The sequence below is a fragment of the Streptomyces sp. NPDC020731 genome, from assembly GCF_044334705.1.
Lineage (GTDB): Bacteria > Actinomycetota > Actinomycetes > Streptomycetales > Streptomycetaceae > Streptomyces.
This window is the reverse complement of the sequence record NZ_JBIRTN010000017.1, coordinates 154,583-171,091: the sequence shown is the minus strand read 5'-3', so window position 1 is coordinate 171,091 and position 16,509 is coordinate 154,583. Positions and strand designations below refer to the sequence as shown.

Sequence of the window (16,509 nt, the reverse complement as noted above, 5' to 3'; positions counted from 1 at the left end):
CAGAGGCGGTGCACATCCGCGCCCTGATCGATAAAAACTTGAAAGTCGACCGACAGGGAATCGACAGCACCTGTGACCAAGCTCGGTGTTCCAGGACCCGATCAAGGAGTTTCCGGCGTGACAGCTGTCCAATCGCCTCCCGCGCCCCCCACCGCGAGGCGACGCCCCGAGGCGGTGGCGCGCATCGGCCTGTACGGCCTGCTCGCCGCGAACGCGCTGGTGGTGGCCGTCTTCTTCGTCCAGGCGGGCTTCGGCGCCAACGCCCTCGTCGTGCTCGGCCGCCTCACCGGCCTGTACGCCGCCCTGCTGATGGCGTTCCAGCTGCTGCTGGTGGCCCGGCTGCCCTGGCTGGACCGCCGGATCGGCATGGACCGGCTGACCCTGTGGCACCGCCGGGTCGGCTTCGGCCTGCTGTGGACGCTCCTCGGCCACGCCGTCTTCATCACCTTCGGCTACGCCGAGATGTCCTCCCTGGACCCGGTGAACCAGCTCGTCGACCTGGCGGAGACCGTCGAGGGCGTGCTGCGCGCGGTCGTCGCGCTGGCGCTGATCCTCGTCGTCGGCGCGGTCTCGGCCCGCCGCGCGCGGCGCCGCCTCGCCTACGAGACCTGGCACTTCATCCACCTGTACAGCTACGTCGCCGTGGTGCTGGCCTTCACCCACCAGGTCGCCGTCGGCTCCACCTTCACCGCCTCGACGGCCGCCACCGCCTACTGGTACGGGCTGTGGGGCGCCGCCCTCGCCGCGGTGTTCGCCGGCCGGCTGGTGCTTCCGCTGTGGCGGAACCGGCGTCACCGGCTGCGGGTCACGGCCGTCGTCCCGGAGAACGACCAGGTGGTGTCCGTCCACATCACCGGCCGCGACCTGGACCGGCTGCCCGCCCGCGCCGGCCAGTTCTTCCTGTGGCGGTTCCTGACGAAGGACCGCTGGTGGCAGGCGAACCCGTTCTCCCTGTCCGCCGCGCCCGACGGCCGTACCCTGCGGCTCACCGTCAAGGCGGCCGGCGACGGCAGCGCGGCCCTGCGCCATCTGAAGCCCGGCACCCGTGTCTTCGCGGAGGGCCCCTACGGCGCCTTCACCACCCTGCACCGCACCCGCCCGGACGCCCTGCTCATCGCCGGCGGCGTCGGCGTCACCCCGATCAGGGCCCTGCTGGAGGAACTGCACGGCCACGCCGTCGTCCTCTACCGCGTGAACACGGAGGCCGACGCCGTCCTCCACGGCGAACTGCGCGAACTCGCCCTCGCCAAGGGCGCCGAACTGCACCTCGTCACCGGCCCGCCCGTACCCGACCGGCTCGCCCCCGGCGAGCTGTCCCGCCTCGTGCCCGACCTGACCGACCGGGACGTCTACGTCTGTGGCCCGCCCGGCATGACCACCGCCGTCCTGCGCGGCCTGCGCGAACTGGGCGTACCGAAGCGGCAGATCCACCACGAGCGCTTCAGCCTGGCCGGATGACGGACGCACGGCGCATGAGGAGAACACCGTGAAACGAGCACTGCCCGTCCTGGTCCTGACCGTCGCCGGACTGATCCCGGTCTGGCGCTACACCCCGTCGGCCCCTGCGCCGGCGGTCGCCGAACCCGCGCCCGCCCCCTCGGTGTCCACCTCCCCGGGCTCCCCGGGCAGCACCACCCGGGTCGTCGCGGGCCCCACCGTCGACACCGAGAAGGGCCCCGTACAGGTCGAGGTCACCCTCGACGGCGACCGCATCAGCGCCGTACGGATGCTCCGGCAGCCGGACCACCCGCAGACCACGGCCGCCGTGCCGGTCCTGATCGAGGAGACGCTCCAGGCACAGAGCGCCGACGTCGACACGGTCTCCGGCGCCACCGTCACCAGCGACGGCTACCGCGAGTCCCTGCAGGCCGCCCTCGACGCGCAGGGCTCCTGACATGCGGCGCGTCGAACACGTCATGGGCTTCCCGGTGTCGCTGCGCGTCGACGACGAGGGATTCCGGGAATCCGCGGCGGACGACCTCTTCGCCTGGCTGCGGGAGGCCGACGCCCGCTTCAGCCCGTTCCGCGAGGACAGCGAGGTCTCCAGGCTGGACCGGGGCGAGCTGGGCCCGGACGAGCTCAGCCCCGGGCTGACCGAGGTCCTCGACCTGTGCGAGCGGTACCGGATCGCGACCGGGGGCGCGTTCGACGTACGGCTGCCGGGCCGGCGCCTCGATCCGTGCGCGGTGGTGAAGGGCTGGTCGGTGCAGGAGGGCGCCGATCTGCTGCGGGCGGCCGGAGCGCGGCGGTTCTGCCTCAACGCCGGCGGGGACGTGGTCGCCGCCGGCGGGCCGTGGCGCGTGGGCGTACGGCACCCGGAACACGCCGACCGGCTGTGCACCGTCCTCGACCTCACCGACGGCGCGGTCGCGACCTCCGCGCGCTACGGACGCGGCGACCACATCATCGACGGCCGCACCGGCCACCCGGCGACCGGCCTGCTCGCCCTCACCGTGACCGCCCCGACCCTGACGGAGGCGGACACGGTCGCCACGGCGGCCTTCGCGCTGGGGACGGAAGGAATCGGGTGGGCCGCCGCACGCCCCGGCTGCGAGGTGTTCGCGGTGAGGGCGGACCGGCGGGTCGTGCGATCACCGGGGTTCCCGGCGACGGGGGCGGCGGGGGAGGCGGCGTAGCGCTTGCCGGGGCTCCGCGCGAGACTCCCGGCGTACACGGCACCGCTGGTCGCGACTGTGGAGTGAAGCCCGAAACCCGGTGGCCGCCGTGGACGAGCTGTCGATACCATCGGGTTCCCGGCCGACCGCATCGGCGGTCGCCCCGCCCGGAGAGCGGTTCACGTGACCAGCCAGCAAGCAACGACGACCCTGTGGCGTCCCACCGGCCCCGAGGAACTGGAGCTGGTGCGTGAGCTGGACTGGCGTGCCTGGCCGCCCCGGCTTCCCGAGCAGCCGATCTTCTACCCGGTCCTCAACGAGGACTACGCCGTCAGGATCGCGCGGGACTGGAACGTCAAGCACGACGGCGCCGGCTTCGTCACCCGGTTCGAAGTCGAGTCCGGCTTCCTGCGCAGATACCCGGTCCAGCAGGCAGGCGGACGGACGATCCTCGAACTGTGGGTACCGGCCGAGGAACTGGAGGAGTTCAACGCCCACATCGTCGGCAGGATCCAGTTGGTTCACGAGTTTCACTGAGCTGAGGACACCGCCGACGGCCGAATTTCGCCCTACGGCGGCTGACCGTCTCCTGCTGTTCCTGCCTGCCGATTCGCCTCGATTACGTAAGGGCCCCGCCTCCGTTGTCGGCAATGTAAGCCGCTTGCGTTACAGAGGTAGGGAAGGGCCCCGACCGCACGGACGGCCGGGCTCTTCTCAGCCCTCACAGGGGACGGGGAGCCGTTACGGTCTGACCTCGTAACGGAGAGTGGGGGCGGGAGAGCACTGCTCCACGAGGTCGTCCAGCGCGTGGAGGAAGGCGGTGCGGGTTTCGGCCTCCTGAGCCGCCCGGATCACCTCGTCCAGGAACTCGTACGCCTGCTCGTCCGTGAGGTCGCTCAGCCAGGGAAACGCGCTGCTGTCCAGACGCCCAGGCTCTGCAAATAGGTTGCCCCATGCGAAAACTGAACATTTCCACAACAGGGTCACGCCGTGCTCCGGGCAGTAGGCCCCCTGTCCGTCCTCGATGGGGAAGTCATGCTCGCCGCTGATGCATCGCGTCATCGCGCCTCTCTCACGGAGCGCCGCAGAGCGGCCCCCTCGGTGCAGTTCCCCGGACAGACCGGACACTTCAGTGCGTGGTCATAGAGGGCCTTGTACGCCTTCTCGTACTCCTCAGTCATCGGGCCGGCTCGCACTTCAGCTCTCCCCAGACCTGCTTGCCCCACTGGTAGAGGTCCGTGCCCCAGCGCTCGGTCAGGGAATCGACCAGGACGAGACCACGGCCACGGAGCTGATCACCGTTGGAATCGGTCCGCATCATCGGGATGACCTTCGAGCGGTCGACCATCCCGAGGCGCACCCTGTTCTCCGCGGGCCGCGAGACGATCACGCGGATCGAGGCGAGACGGCCGTGGCTCACGGCATTCGAGACCAGCTCCGTGATGACCACCATGGCGTCGTCGATGTGCTCCTCCAGGCCCCAGGTGGCCAGAGCGGTCCGGACGAGCCTGCGGGCGACGGCCGCGCTCCTCGGTCCGTCCTGCGGGCAACCCGGCAGCCGCAATGGCCGCGTCCAAGTCTGTCTGCACCTCTCTCCGACCGAAGGATGCCGCCGAGGAAGTGACAGTGGGCGGGGCAGAAGACCCGACAGCGTCACCACAGCCAGCGGCAAGAACCGCCACCACAGCGGCAGTCACCGCTCGGCTGACCTTGATCACGGTGGTACGCATGCGCTCTTCTCTCGGTGCGTGGGTCGCATCAGACTGCTCGTCCGGTCTCGGTCGATGAACACTCGATTCTGGGTCTTCGCACGACGGTCACCTTGCCTGCTCAGCGAGGACTCGAACCCGTTCTCCGACGCCTGCCTGCTCGCCTTGGACGACGGCCGGAGCCCATCGTCCGCGACGGCTGGGAGAAGGCCTTCGAGGACGAGGAGCACGACAGGGTCATCACGCGCATGCTGAAGATCAAAAAGATCCGGCGCTGACCCGCCGGGGCGCCAAAAGGTGCTTGTCAGGGACGGCGTCTAGACTCGACCGGCGTCAGGCTCTGGCCAGAAGTGTCCGCCCACCGGAAGGGTATTCCGCGTCTTGATACGGATCGATTCAGTCACGAAGCGGTACCCGGACGGCACGGTGGCGGTCGACCGGCTGTCGCTGGAGATCCCCGACCGCTCGATCACCGTCCTCGTCGGACCCTCGGGGTGCGGCAAGACGACCACCCTCCGCATGATCAACCGGATGGTCGAACCCACCGAGGGAACGATCCTGCTCGACGGCGAGGACACCCGGCGGCAGCCGGTCACCACCCTGCGCCGGTCCATGGGGTACGTCATCCAGAACGCCGGGCTCTTCCAGCACCGCACGATCGTCGACAACATCGCCACCGTGCCCCGCATGCTCGGCTGGGGCAGGCAGCGGGCCCGGGAGCGGGCGGCGGAGCTGATGGAGCGGGTGGGTCTTGACCCCTCGCTGGCCAGGCGGTACCCGTACCAGCTCTCCGGCGGGCAGCAGCAGCGCGTCGGCGTGGCGCGGGCGCTCGCCGCGGACCCGCCGGTGCTGCTGATGGACGAGCCGTTCTCCGCCGTCGACCCCGTGGTGCGCAAGGGACTGCAGGACGAACTCCTGCGCATCCAGGACGAGCTGGGCAAGACCATCGTCTTCGTCACCCACGACATCGACGAGGCGATCAAACTCGGCACCATGGTCGCCGTACTGCGCGAGGGCGGCCGGCTCGCCCAGTACGCGCCGCCCGCCGAGCTGCTGTCGAAGCCCGCGGACGGGTTCGTCGAGGACTTCCTCGGCGCCGACCGCGGCATCCGGCGGCTGTCCTTCTTCCCCTCCGCCGCACTGGAGCCGACCACCGACGCGGTGATCCCGGCCGACGCCGGCGCCGGACGGATCGCCGCCACCAAGGCCGCCCACCTCCTCGTCACCGACCCCGACGGCCGCCCGCTCGGCTGGGCCGCCCGCGAGGAGCTGACCGCCGGGGAGATCAGGACCGACCGACTGCTGCCCTACGGACGGCCGTTCGTGCCCGGTGCCGACTCCCTGCGGGTCGCCCTCGACTGCGCCGTGCTCTCACCCGTCGGCTGGGCGGTCGCCGTGGACGGCGGCGGCCGGGTGACCGGCGTCGTCTCCCAGCAGACCATCGGCGAGGCGATCCGCGCCGCCCACACCGAGAGCCGGCCGGACCCGGACAAGGCAGGGGTTGCCAGGTGACCGGCTTCTTCGACATCCCCAGCGACCTCCAGCACAGCTGGGCCGGCCTGATCGGCCTGCACATGCGGGAGGCGCTGCTGCCGGTGGCCGCCGGGCTGCTCCTCGCGCTGCCGATCGCGCAGCTGTGCGGGCGCTTCCGCTGGCTGTACCCGCCCGTGCTCGGCCTGACGACCGTGCTGTACGCCGTTCCCTCCCTGGCGTTCTTCGTCGTCCTCATCGACTACACCGGCCAGACCGAACTCACGGTGATGATCCCGCTGGCCCTGTACAGCCTGGTGGTGCTGGTTCCGGCCATCGTCGACGGCGTGCGCTCGGTGCCGGACGAGACCCTCGCCGCGGCCACCGCCATGGGCTTCGGCCCCGTACGCCGTTACCTCCAGGTGCAGTTGCCCATCGCCGCGCCCGCCATCATCGCCGGGCTCCGGATCGCCACCGCGTCCAGCATCTCCCTGGTCAGCGTCGGCGCGCTGATCGGCAACCAGGGCGCCCTCGGCAACCTGCTCGCGGCCGCGCAGAAGTACGACCGGCCCGAACTCGCGGTGAACGCAGTGGTGACGATGGCCGCCCTGGCGATCCTGTGCGACGCCCTGCTGGTCCTGCTGCGGGTGCTGCTGACCCCGTGGATGCCGCGCGGCGGCACCCGTCCGAAACCCGCCGCACGGCGGGAAGAGACCACCCCGGAGGGCGCGGTCCGGTGAACGTCCTCGACTTCGTCAACGCCTTCTTCAGCGACAGTGCCCACTGGCACGGTTACGACGGCATCCCGCAGCGTTTCTGGGAGCATCTCCAGTACTCCTTGCTGGCCCTCGCCGTCGCGGCCGCCATCGGGCTCCCCGTCGGCCTGTTGACCGGCCACACCGGACGCGGCGGCAACGCGCTCGCCTTCATCGCCAACGCAGCCCGCGCCCTGCCCAGTTTCGGCCTGCTGGTCCTCGCCGTCCTGCTGATCGGCTTCGGCCTGCTGCCCGTGATGATCCCGCTGGTCGTGCTGGCCGTACCGCCGATCCTGGTGACCACCTACGAGGCGGTCCGCTCCGTCGACCCCGCCCCGGTGGACGCCGCCAGAGGCATGGGCATGCGCGAGTCGCGGGTCCTCTTCCAGGTCGAGGTGCCGGTGGCGCTTCCATTGATCCTGAGCGGTCTGCGCTCCGCCGCCATCCAGATCGTGTCGACGGCCACCATCGCCGCGTACGTCAGTCTCGGCGGGCTCGGCCGGTACATCATCGACGGGCTCTACCAGCGCGACTACGAGAAGGTGGTCGGCGGAGCCACGCTGGTGGCCGTCCTGGCGCTGCTCACCCTCGCGGTGTTCTGGGCGGCGGGACGACTGGCGGTCTCCCCCGGAGTACGCAGGCGCTGACGTTCGATCAGATGTGCGACAAACGTGACCCGGACGTTCTTGACTCACCGTAAACGGCTGGATTGGATCGGCGAATGACTTCTACCGCGAAAAGCAGCAGGTCCAGGACGAGGCACACCGGCGCGGCGGCCGTCGCGCTCACCGCCGCGGCGGCGCTGCTCGCGGGCTGTTCCTCCTCCGACGGCACCTCCGACAACCCCCTCGACGGGGAGAAGGCGGAGGCCGGCACCGTCGTCGTCGGCTCCAACAACTTCGCCGAGAGCACCCTGCTCGCCGACATCTACGGCGAGGCGCTCCGGGCCAAGGGCCTCAAGGTCGACTACAAGCACAACATCGGCAGCCGTGAGACGACGTACGGCCTGATGAAGAACGGCTCCATCACTGTCCTGCCGGAGTACAACGGTTCTCTCCTCGCCTATCTCGACCCCAAGGCCGGGCAGCAGTCGGCGGACGCCGTGAACGAGGCCGCCAAGGCCGAGCTGGACAAGTCGCTGACGCTGCTGGAGTCGTCGCCGGCCGAGGACAAGGACTCCGTCGCCGTCAACGCCGAGACGGCGAAGAAGTACGGCCTCACCGACGGGTCGACCCTCGCCGACCTCAAGGACGTCGCGCCGGAGATGGTCATCGGAGGATCGCCCGAGTTCCAGACCAGGAAGCAGGGGCTGAAGGGCCTGGAGACCGTCTACGGCCTGAAGTTCAAGTCGTTCAAGGCGCTCGACGCGGGCGGCCCGCTCACCCAGGCGGCACTCACCGGGAACGAGGTCCAGGCCGCGGACGTCTTCACCACCGACCCGACCATCGTCAAGGAGAAGTTCGTCGTCCTCAAGGACCCGGAGAACCTCTTCGGCTTCGCCAACGTCACCCCGCTGGTCCGCAAGGAGGGACTGCCCCAGGAGGGCGTGGAGGCGTTGAACGCGGTCTCCGCGAAGCTGGACACCGAGACCCTCCTCGACCTGGACGCCCAGGTGCAGCTGGAGAAGAAGGACCCGCTGGACGTGGCGAAGGCCTGGCTCAAGTCGGCCGGCCTGGACTGATCCCGCGGGGGGTGCGGCGAACGGGCCGCACCCCCCGGGCCGTTCACCGCGCCGGAGCCGCCTGCGCGATCAGCCGGTCGATCAGCGCGACCAGCACGTCCCGGCACGACTCCCGCTCCCGCGCGTCGCACAGCAGCACCGGCACGCCGTCCGGCAGCGTCAGTGCCTCCCGGATGTCCTCGACCGGGTACGGATGTTCCCCGTGGAAGCCGTTGACGGCGATCACGAACGGGATGCCCCGGCGCTCGAAGAAGTCGATCGCGGCGAAGCTGGTCTTGGGCCTGCGCACATCCACCAGGACCACCGCGCCCAGCGCGCCGACGGCCAGGTCGTTCCACATGAACCAGAACCGCTGCTGCCCCGGCGTGCCGAAGAGATACAGCACGAGGTCGTCCGAGACGGTGATCCGGCCGAAGTCCAGGGCGACCGTGGTGGCACGTTTCTCCTCGACGCCGTTCAGGTCGTCGACGTCCAGACCCGCCATGGTCAGCGGCTCCTCGGTACGCAGCGGGACGATCTCGCTGACCGAGCCGACCATGGTCGTCTTGCCCACGCCGAAGCCGCCGGCGATCAGGATCTTGACCGTGTCGGGTGCCGAACGCCCGGCGGACGTCCGAGCGGTGGTGTCAGAGCCGGCCAAGGCCCTCCCTCACTTTCTGCAGCAGATCCAGGTCCACAGTGGTGCGGTCGACGGGGTGCGGCGGGCGGACGACGATCCGGCCCGCCTCCAGCAGGTCGCACAGCATGATGACGACCACGCTCATGGGGAGGTCGAGACGCGCGGCGAGCTCGGCGACCGCCATCGGCTCGGCGCACAGCCGCAGGATCCGGGAGTGCTCGGGCTGCGGCCGGGCCGCCCCCTCGGGCTGCGGATCCGCCGTCGTCACCGTCGTGATGAGCGTGAAGTCGGCGCGGCTGGGCCGGGTCCGGCCACCGGTCAGGGTGAACGGCCGTACGAGCCGGCCCGCCGAGTCGCTTCCGCCCACCTCACACGCCGGGGTCGACGGCCGGCCCCGCGATGTCCCGCGGGGCCGCGCTGAGGTGCTCGCCGATCTTCTTCACCAGCATGTTCATCTGGTACGCCACCACGCCGACGTCCGCGCCCGGACCGGTCAGCACCACCAGGTGGGCGCCGGGACCGGCCGAGGTGAGGATCAGGTAGCTGTGCGCCATCTCGATGAGCGCCTGGCGCACCGGGCCGCCGCGGAAGTCCATGCTGACGCCCTTGCTGAGGCTCATCAGACCGGACGCGGTCGCCGCCAGGCGTTCCGCGTCGTCCCGCAGGAAGCCGGTGGACTTGCTCACCACCAGCCCGTCCTCGGAGAGCACCACGGCCTGGTTCACGTCGGCGACCCGTTCGACGAGTCCGGTCAGCAGCTGGTCCAGCTGGGTGTGGGTGGCGGGGATGGGGCGTGTCATGACGGTGTTCCTTCGTGAACGGTCGGCGGTCAGCGGTCGGCGGGCGGAGTCGGGAGCTCTGCGGGAGCGGCGGGCACGTGCGCCGGTACGGCCGCCTTGTCCGCGGCCTCCGGTGGCCCGGCCTCGTCGGTGTCGTCATCGTCCCGCGCCTGGGACGTGCCGCGCTGGAAGCCGGCGAGGGAGGAGGCGGCGTGTTCCGCGGTGAAGTCGCCGGAGTCGTCCTCGGCGTCCGGGACGGACTCCTCGCGGAGTTCGGCGGCCAGGCTGGTCTGCGGCACCCGGCGGGGGAGCGGGGTGAGCCCGTCCGGGCGGGGTGCGGGCACCGGTGCGGGGGCGGTCCGGACGGCGGTCGCCGGCCGGGGCGCCGCGGCCTGCTTCGCGCCGGCGGCCACGGTCTCCCTGTGCCCGTCGTCCGCCCGGCCGTCGACAACCCGGCCGTCGGCAGTGGGACGGTCCTCCGCGACCTCGGTGTGCGTCTCCCGCCGTCCACCGCCGGACGGCACGTCGAGCACCACGATCTCGTGCGGGATCAGCACGATCGCCGTCGTCCCGCCGTACGGCGAGGGGCGCAGGGTCACGGAGATGCCGTGCCGGTGCGCGAGCTGGGAGATCACGAACAAGCCGAGCCGGAGGTCGTCGGCGAGCGCCACCACGTCGAACTGCGGCGCCTTGGCCAACTGGGCGTTCAGGGAGGCGTAGTCGTCGTCCGACATGCCGAGGCCCCGGTCCTCGATCTCGACGGCCAGGCCCTTGGCCACCATCGACGCCCGTACCGTGACGGGGCTCGGCGCCGGCGAGTACACCGTCGCGTTGTCGATCAACTCGGCCAGCAGATGGATGACGTCGGCCACCGCGGGCGGGGCGAGCGACACCTCCTCCTCGGTGAGCACCTCCACCCGCTGGTACTCGGCGACCTCGCCGACGGCACTGCGCACGATGTCGATCAGCGCGACCGGCTCGCTCCAGGTACGGCCGGGACGCTCACCGCTGACGATGACCAGGTTCTCCTCGTACCGGCGCAACTGGCTGGCCGTGGAGTCCAGTTCGTACAGACCCTTGAGGACCTCGGGGTCGGTGTGCCGGCGCTCCAGCGCGTCGAGCTTGCTGAGCTGGAGGTTGACCAGGTTCTGGCTCTGCCGCGCGATGCCGAGGATGACCTTCTGGAAACCGCGCCGGGTGTCGGCGAGTTCGACCGCGGTGTGCACGGCCGTGCGCTGCGCGGTGTTGAACGCCTGGGCGACCTGGCCCAGTTCGTCGTGGCCGTAGTCCAGCGGGGTCGTCGCCGACTCCGCGTCGACCTTCTCGCCCCGCTCCAGCCGGGCCACCACGTCGGGCAGCCGCTCCTCGGCCAGGCCGAGGGTGGCCACCCGCAGACCGCGCAGCCGGCGGGACAGCGAGCGGGTGATGCGCCAGGACAGGCCGACGCACAGCAGCAGCGCGAGCAGTCCGGCGGCGCTCAGGGCGGCGGCCGTCAGCAGCAGGCCCCGGGCCTCGTCGGCGCTGCGGGTGAGCAGGGAGTCGGTCTGCTCCCGGATCATGGTGGCGTACTGCGGGGAGACCCGGTCCATGGCCTCGTCCCACCGCTCCCGCAGGTCCGGCATGTCGACGCTGCGCTTCTTGCCGGTGGGCGCGGTCGCGAGGATCTGGTCCTCGACCGCCTCCAGGGCACGCCACTCGGAACTCTGCAGGATCCGCTCGGTCTGGGCCTTGGTCTCGCCGCGCAGGGACGGCACGATCTGGTCGTCGACCAGCCAGCGGCGGGTGTGCACCAGCTCCGCGAAATCGCTCCAGCTCTCCGTGTCCAGGCGCCCGGAGGGCCAGGCGAGGGTGAGCCGCGCGTCCTCCTCGGAGACCAGCTCCGCCGCGTGCTCCAGCGAGACCAGCGGTCCGGCCTGCGAGGTCAGGTCACCGTCGTCGACCTGGGAGAGTTCCTGGAAGGCGTGGATCTGGTCGTCGATGATCGAGGTGTACTGGTCGAGCGCCTGCTCGGCGGTGATGTCGCTGGGCGTGTCCACCTGGTCCCGGTAGTACTCCAGACTGCCCACCGAGCCGAGCACCCCGTACATGCGGTCCGAGATGCGCGCCGGTGCCTCGGCGATCGCGTCCGCCTGACCGACCAGCTTCGCCACCGCCTCGTCGGTCCGCTTGCGCTGTGCCTCGAGGGCGGTCCGGGGGCTCTTCGGCTCGGCCAGCCAGGCGGCGGTCAGCCTGCGCTCCTGCTGCAGGGCGAGCGTGGCGTGCGTGCCCATCGCGCCGGTCGACCGGCTCAGTTCCGTCTGGGAACGCAGTTGCAGGCCCTCGGAGAACATCTGGATCGTCGTCAGGCCCCACATGCCGGCGAGGGTGACGCTGGGCACCAGGGCGAGGAGGAACAGCGAGAGACGTATGGAGCCGAGGCGGCGCCGGGCACCTGTCCGTGGAGACATCGTGGTCCTAGAGCGGTCGGATGGTGGTGGAAGTACGCACGGGAGGGCCCGTCAGCGGGTTCCGTCGGCGGCGAACCCGGCGACCGAGGCGGCGTTGGACTTCGTGACGAACGCCGGTCCGGTGAGCACGGGCGCGACCCCGCCGCCGCTGATGTTGCCGTTGGTCCGGTACAGCCACAGCGCGTCGACGGCGAGGTAGCCCTGCAGATAGGGCTGCTGGTCGACGGCGAACTGGACGTTGCCGCCGCGCACGGCGTCCACCAGGTCGTTGTTGAGGTCGAAGGTGGCGACGTCGGCCTCGCTGTCCGCCTCCGCGACGGCCTCGACCGCGGTGAGCGCGAAGTCCGCCCCGTTGGTGACCACCTCGTCGATGGTCGGGTCCTGCCGCAGCCGGGCGGTGATGATGCCGGAGACGGCGCGCATGTCGGTGCCGTCCACGTAGAGGTTCTCGGTCGTCCCGCCGAACGTCTTCTTCACGCCGGCGCAGCGGGCCTCCAGGGCAACGTTGCCACGCTCGTGGACGACGCACAGGGTGTGCTCGGCCTTCAGCTCGTCCAGCTTGTCGCCGACGGCCCGGCCCGCCACGCTCTCGTCCTGGCCGAAGAACTCCAGCAGTCCCGCCGACTTCCAGGCGTCGATACCGGAGTTGAGCCCGACCACGGGGATGTCCGCGGCCCGCGCCTCGTTGACCGGGCCCTTCATGGCGGCCGGTTTGGCCAGTGTCAGCGCGATGCCGTCGACACCGTCGCGGACCGCCTCGCGGACCAGCTCGGCCTGCCCCGCCGGGTCCGGGTCGCTCACATACGTCAGTTCGATGCCGTCCTTGGCGGCCGCCGCCTCGGCACCCCTCTTCACCCGGTCCCAGAACGCGTCGCCCTCGCTGCCGTGGGTGACCATCGCGATCCTGATCCGTCCGGCGCCGGAGGCACCCGCGCCGTCGGAGTCCGAGGAGTCGTCGGCCGAGCCGAAGGCGGAACAGCCGGTCGCCAGCAGACCGACGGCGGCGGCCAGCGCCGCCAGACGGCGTCTCGGGAGGCGTCGGGACGGGGGACGAGTGTTCATGGAGAGTGCGGACCTCGCTGTGCGGCCGAGCAAGAGCAGGGGGAGAGCACCGACGGAACCGCGGGGGCGTGCGCCGAACGGGTGACTCTCATTGGGCCGGAGCCAACCCTGTGGGACCACCGGTCGTCAAGTGAACAGCCACGTGAAGTGAGGCGATGCTGCCGCATTGTGATGAACCGTGAGTACGGCACGGTCGTTTCGCGCCACCGAACCGAACGGACGGTACGGAGTGGCTGCGGCCCTCTTCCGGGCGCCCGCCGTTCAGCGCCGGCGCAACCGCAGGGCCAGCGCGGCACCGCCGGTGAGCACCAGGACGGCGGCGGCGCCGCCCGCGAGCAGCGGGGCGGACGGCCCGGACGGGCCGGCGGCGGTGGTGTTCGCGGTGGGGATGCTCGCGGTCCCGGCGGCACGGGGCGCCGTCCTGCCTGCGGCCGGGGTGCTCGCCGTCCGGGGGCGCGGAGTCGACGAGGGGGGCGCCGAACTCTCCTCCGTCGGTTCCGCCGTTTCCTCCTTCTCCGGGAACACCACGTCCGAGCACGAGTAGTACGTGTCCGGAGTGCTGCTGTTCTGCCAGACCGTGTACAGCACCTGACGTCCCGTCCGGTCCGACGGCAGGGTCACCCGGAACCGGTAGGCGCCGTCCGTCAGCGCCGGGTCCGTCACCTCGGCGAACGGCTCCTCGGGCAGATCGGCCCAGGTGAGCGGCTTCGCCGGGTCGTAGCCGGGCTCCGTCAGATACATACGGAACGTGCCGGTGTGCGGGATCGTCGAGACGTACGTCATCGGCAGCGCCCCGCCGGGTCCCACCCGGGTGGCCGGCCAGTCCGCGCGGGCCAGGTCGAGGCCCCGGTAGGCGGGCAGTCCTCCGCTGCACAGGTGTCCGTCGGGGATCCGCCGGCGGTCCCGGCCGGCGACGTCCGCCACCCGCAGGTCGTCCCACGCGGTGAACGGCGCACCGTTCGCGGCGACGGCGGCACGACAGGCCGCCGCCCCCGCGCTGGCGCCGCCCTCGGGCGAGCAGGCCACGACCCGGCTCACCGGATCCGTCGGCGCCCCGTGGGCCCCGGCCGGCGCCGCCGCCCACAGCGGCAGCAGCAGCGGGGCGGCGAGGGCCGCCGCGAGCGCGGTGCGGTGTGCGGTCGTCCGGGGCATCCGGACCGCCTCCTTCGGCGGGCAGGGAACACGGGGAACTCTTCCGTGCAGTACGGAGCGAACGCCTGGCGCGTTCACCTCCGCGACGATGCGGGCATAGCGGCCCGTTCCTGGTCAACCGCCTTTCGGCGAGGGTGGGTTCCCGGCCGGATCGAGGGTTTCCCCCGTATCCCGGTGGCCCGCGCGATGCCTATCGTTCGACCGCGGTCGGCCCACCGGTGATCCCGGACGGACCACTGCCCGCGCCCGGCCGGCCGATTTGCCGCACGTCGATTCACCCCACGCCGCTTCGACGACAAGACGACGAAGCGAATCGATTCTCCTCCCCACACTCCGCGCTGCCCGGAGTCCCGGCACGAAAGGCACCCCCCTTGCGTACCTTCTTGAGCTCTCCCCAAGGCTCCTCTCCGAGACGGAAGCTGATATCCGTCGCCGCCCTCTCCGTCGCCCTGCTGACGGCCGCGTCCGCCCGGGCCGCCGTCGCCCAGGACGCCTCCTCCGAGGCGCCGGCCGCCCCCGCGGCCCACACCGAGGCCGCCCCGGGCACCCCGGCCGAACGGCTCATCGTCGGCTACAAGTCCGGCGCCGCCGAGGCCACGTCCGACAAGGCCGCCGCCGCGGACGCCGCCACCAAGGCCGAGCAGGCCGGAGAGGACGTCGACTTCCGGCGTCGCCTCGGCACCGGCGCCGCCCTCGTCGACCTGGGCACCGGGCCCACCGCGGCGGAGGTCGCCGACGTCGTCGCCGAGTACCGGGCCGACCCGCGGGTCGCCTACGTCGTACCGGACCGCCTCAACAAGCCGCTGGCCACCCCGAACGACACCGAGTACGGCAAGCAGTGGGACCTGTTCGAGTCCACCGCCGGCATGCGCGTGCCGGGCGCCTGGGACCTCACCACCGGCAGTGGTGTCACCGTCGCCGTCATCGACACCGGATACGTCACCCACTCCGACCTCGCCGCGAACATCGTCGGCGGCTACGACTTCATCTCCGACACCGCCGTCTCCGTCGACGGCAACGGCCGCGACAGCAACCCGGCCGACCCGGGCGACTGGTACGCGGCCGGCGAGTGCGGCCAGGCCACCGGTGGCAGCTCCTCCTGGCACGGCACCCATGTGGCGGGCACCATCGCCGCGGCCACGAACAACGGCAAGGGCGTCGCCGGCATCGCGTACGGCGCGAAGATCTCCCCGGTGCGGGTGCTCGGCAAGTGCGGCGGCTACGACTCCGACATCATCGACGCCATCACCTGGGCGTCCGGCGGCACCGTCTCCGGCGTGCCCGCCAACACCGACGTCGCCGAGGTCATCAACATGAGCCTCGGCGGGGGCGGCGCCTGCTCCACCGCCACCCAGAGCGCCATCGACGGCGCCGTGGGCCGGGGCACCACGGTGGTCGTCGCGGCCGGCAACGAGAACCGGAACGCCGCCGACTCCTCCCCGGCCAACTGCGGCAACGTCATCACCGTCGCCGCCACCGACCGCTCCGGCAACCGCGCCTCCTACTCCAACTACGGCACGATCGTGGACATCGCCGCGCCCGGCGGTGAGACCGCGACCGCGGCCAACGGCATCCTGTCCACGCTGAACTCCGGCGCCCGCACCCCGTCCACCGAGACGTACGCCTACTACCAGGGCACCAGCATGGCCACTCCGCACGTCGCGGGCCTCGCCGCGCTGATGAAGTCGGCCGACCCCGCCCTCACCCCGGCCCGGATCGAGTCGGTGATCAAGTCCAACGCCCGTGCGCTGCCCGGCACCTGCTCCGGCGGCTGCGGCGCGGGCCTGGCGGACGCCGCCAAGGCCGTCCAGGCCGTCAAGGGCGGTACGTCCACCGGCTCCACGTACTCCAGTACCACCGCCGTCGCCGTCCCGGACAACGGCTCGGCGATCGAGTCCCCGATCACGGTGAGCGGCCGCAGCGGCAACGCGCCGTCCGCCCTCCAGGTGGGTGTGGACATCACCCACACCTACCGGGGTGACCTGGTCGTCGACCTGGTGGCGCCGGACGGTTCGGTGTACCGCCTGAAGTCCGCCAGTTCCTCGGACTCCGCGGACGACGTCGACACCACCTACACGGTGAACGCGTCCGCCGAGACCGCGAACGGCACCTGGAAGCTGCGGGTGCGGGACACGGCGTCCTACGACACCGGCCGGCTCAACGGCTGGCAGTTGACCTTCTGATCCACCCCGAAAAGGGCGGGCCGGCCGGTGCGGACAG

17 protein-coding genes and 1 pseudogene are annotated in these 16,509 nt (G+C 71.4%); 10 read left to right on the top strand and 8 right to left on the bottom strand.

Translation table 11 applies throughout. From position 1 onward, the window contains the following. The first annotated feature begins 117 nt into the window (after positions 1-117). From ACH4VX_RS25690 to ACH4VX_RS25675, 4 genes are all read left to right on the top strand, one after another. Positions 118-1,458, top strand: coding sequence for a ferric reductase-like transmembrane domain-containing protein (locus tag ACH4VX_RS25690; protein ID WP_398370419.1), 1,341 nt, complete (start codon positions 118-120; stop codon positions 1,456-1,458). A gap of 28 nt (positions 1,459-1,486) precedes the next feature. Next, a complete protein-coding gene (locus ACH4VX_RS25685; protein WP_398370417.1) occupies positions 1,487-1,894 on the top strand; it encodes an FMN-binding protein in 408 nt (135 codons plus the stop codon). A gap of 1 nt (position 1,895) precedes the next feature. Beyond that, the gene (locus ACH4VX_RS25680) at positions 1,896-2,636 is read left to right on the top strand and encodes an FAD:protein FMN transferase (protein ID WP_398370415.1); all 741 of its coding nucleotides are present in this window, start codon (positions 1,896-1,898) and stop codon (positions 2,634-2,636) included. A 162-nt stretch (positions 2,637-2,798) separates the two neighbouring features. After that, positions 2,799-3,152, top strand: coding sequence for a hypothetical protein (locus tag ACH4VX_RS25675; protein WP_398370413.1), 354 nt, complete (start codon positions 2,799-2,801; stop codon positions 3,150-3,152). A gap of 204 nt (positions 3,153-3,356) precedes the next feature. Here ACH4VX_RS25675 and ACH4VX_RS25670 read toward each other — a convergent pair whose 3' ends face one another. After that, positions 3,357-3,677, bottom strand: coding sequence for a hypothetical protein (locus ACH4VX_RS25670; protein WP_398370411.1), 321 nt, complete (start codon positions 3,675-3,677; stop codon positions 3,357-3,359). Between the two features lie 115 nt (positions 3,678-3,792). Further along, complete coding sequence (locus ACH4VX_RS25665; RefSeq protein ID WP_398370410.1) at positions 3,793-4,179, bottom strand: ATP-binding protein; 387 nt, start codon at positions 4,177-4,179, stop codon at positions 3,793-3,795. 277 nt (positions 4,180-4,456) lie between these two features. On the opposite strand from ACH4VX_RS25665, the pseudogene ACH4VX_RS25660 reads away from it, so the two are divergent. From ACH4VX_RS25660 to ACH4VX_RS25640, 5 genes and pseudogenes are all read left to right on the top strand, one after another. Then, a pseudogene (locus tag ACH4VX_RS25660) lies at positions 4,457-4,602 on the top strand (phosphogluconate dehydrogenase C-terminal domain-containing protein); the annotation flags it as partial. Positions 4,603-4,705: 103 nt separating this feature from the next. Further along, positions 4,706-5,836 carry an ABC transporter ATP-binding protein gene (locus tag ACH4VX_RS25655; RefSeq protein ID WP_398370409.1) on the top strand — a complete coding sequence of 377 codons (1,131 nt, stop codon included), beginning with the start codon at positions 4,706-4,708 and terminating at the stop codon, positions 5,834-5,836. Further along, positions 5,833-6,534: an ABC transporter permease gene (locus ACH4VX_RS25650; protein ID WP_398370407.1), complete on the top strand. Its 702-nt coding sequence runs from the start codon at positions 5,833-5,835 to the stop codon at positions 6,532-6,534. The genes ACH4VX_RS25655 and ACH4VX_RS25650 overlap by 4 nt, the downstream gene beginning before the upstream one ends. Then, positions 6,531-7,196: an ABC transporter permease gene (locus ACH4VX_RS25645; RefSeq protein WP_398370405.1), complete on the top strand. Its 666-nt coding sequence runs from the start codon at positions 6,531-6,533 to the stop codon at positions 7,194-7,196. Before ACH4VX_RS25650 ends, ACH4VX_RS25645 begins: the two co-directional genes overlap by 4 nt. A gap of 74 nt (positions 7,197-7,270) precedes the next feature. Further along, on the top strand, positions 7,271-8,230 hold the full coding sequence (locus ACH4VX_RS25640) for an ABC transporter substrate-binding protein (RefSeq protein WP_398370404.1): 960 nt from the start codon (positions 7,271-7,273) through the stop codon (positions 8,228-8,230). Positions 8,231-8,273: 43 nt separating this feature from the next. Here ACH4VX_RS25640 and ACH4VX_RS25635 read toward each other — a convergent pair whose 3' ends face one another. The 6 genes from ACH4VX_RS25635 to ACH4VX_RS25610 all read right to left on the bottom strand — a co-directional run bounded on the left by ACH4VX_RS25635 (position 8,274) and on the right by ACH4VX_RS25610 (position 14,289). After that, positions 8,274-8,870, bottom strand: a complete 597-nt coding sequence (locus ACH4VX_RS25635) for a GTP-binding protein (RefSeq protein WP_398370402.1) — start codon at positions 8,868-8,870, stop codon at positions 8,274-8,276. Next, the gene (locus tag ACH4VX_RS25630) at positions 8,857-9,216 is read right to left on the bottom strand and encodes a DUF742 domain-containing protein (RefSeq protein ID WP_398370400.1); all 360 of its coding nucleotides are present in this window, start codon (positions 9,214-9,216) and stop codon (positions 8,857-8,859) included. Before ACH4VX_RS25630 ends, ACH4VX_RS25635 begins: the two co-directional genes overlap by 14 nt. 1 nt (position 9,217) lies before the next feature. Further along, positions 9,218-9,649 carry a roadblock/LC7 domain-containing protein gene (locus ACH4VX_RS25625; RefSeq protein ID WP_085575286.1) on the bottom strand — a complete coding sequence of 144 codons (432 nt, stop codon included), beginning with the start codon at positions 9,647-9,649 and terminating at the stop codon, positions 9,218-9,220. A 29-nt stretch (positions 9,650-9,678) separates the two neighbouring features. Continuing rightward, positions 9,679-12,075 (bottom strand): nitrate- and nitrite sensing domain-containing protein, encoded by a 2,397-nt coding sequence (locus ACH4VX_RS25620; protein ID WP_398370398.1) that lies wholly within the window; start codon positions 12,073-12,075, stop codon positions 9,679-9,681. A 51-nt stretch (positions 12,076-12,126) separates the two neighbouring features. Beyond that, on the bottom strand, positions 12,127-13,137 hold the full coding sequence (locus ACH4VX_RS25615; protein WP_398370396.1) for a substrate-binding domain-containing protein: 1,011 nt from the start codon (positions 13,135-13,137) through the stop codon (positions 12,127-12,129). Between the two features lie 261 nt (positions 13,138-13,398). Beyond that, positions 13,399-14,289 carry a lytic polysaccharide monooxygenase gene (locus ACH4VX_RS25610; RefSeq protein WP_398370394.1) on the bottom strand — a complete coding sequence of 297 codons (891 nt, stop codon included), beginning with the start codon at positions 14,287-14,289 and terminating at the stop codon, positions 13,399-13,401. A gap of 383 nt (positions 14,290-14,672) precedes the next feature. On the opposite strand from ACH4VX_RS25610, the gene ACH4VX_RS25605 reads away from it, so the two are divergent. Beyond that, on the top strand, positions 14,673-16,472 hold the full coding sequence (locus ACH4VX_RS25605) for a S8 family peptidase (protein ID WP_398370392.1): 1,800 nt from the start codon (positions 14,673-14,675) through the stop codon (positions 16,470-16,472). Positions 16,473-16,509: the final 37 nt, after the last annotated feature.

Coding starts and splice junctions, on each gene's coding strand:
- ACH4VX_RS25615 (WP_398370396.1), bottom strand. CDS start 13,137: ATGAACACTCGTCCCCCGTCCCGACGCCTCCCGAGACGCCGTCTGGCG.
- ACH4VX_RS25620 (WP_398370398.1), bottom strand. CDS start 12,075: ATGTCTCCACGGACAGGTGCCCGGCGCCGCCTCGGCTCCATACGTCTC.
- ACH4VX_RS25670 (WP_398370411.1), bottom strand. CDS start 3,677: ATGACGCGATGCATCAGCGGCGAGCATGACTTCCCCATCGAGGACGGA.
- ACH4VX_RS25625 (WP_085575286.1), bottom strand. CDS start 9,649: ATGACACGCCCCATCCCCGCCACCCACACCCAGCTGGACCAGCTGCTG.
- ACH4VX_RS25610 (WP_398370394.1), bottom strand. CDS start 14,289: ATGCCCCGGACGACCGCACACCGCACCGCGCTCGCGGCGGCCCTCGCC.
- ACH4VX_RS25640 (WP_398370404.1), top strand. CDS start 7,271: ATGACTTCTACCGCGAAAAGCAGCAGGTCCAGGACGAGGCACACCGGC.
- ACH4VX_RS25680 (WP_398370415.1), top strand. CDS start 1,896: ATGCGGCGCGTCGAACACGTCATGGGCTTCCCGGTGTCGCTGCGCGTC.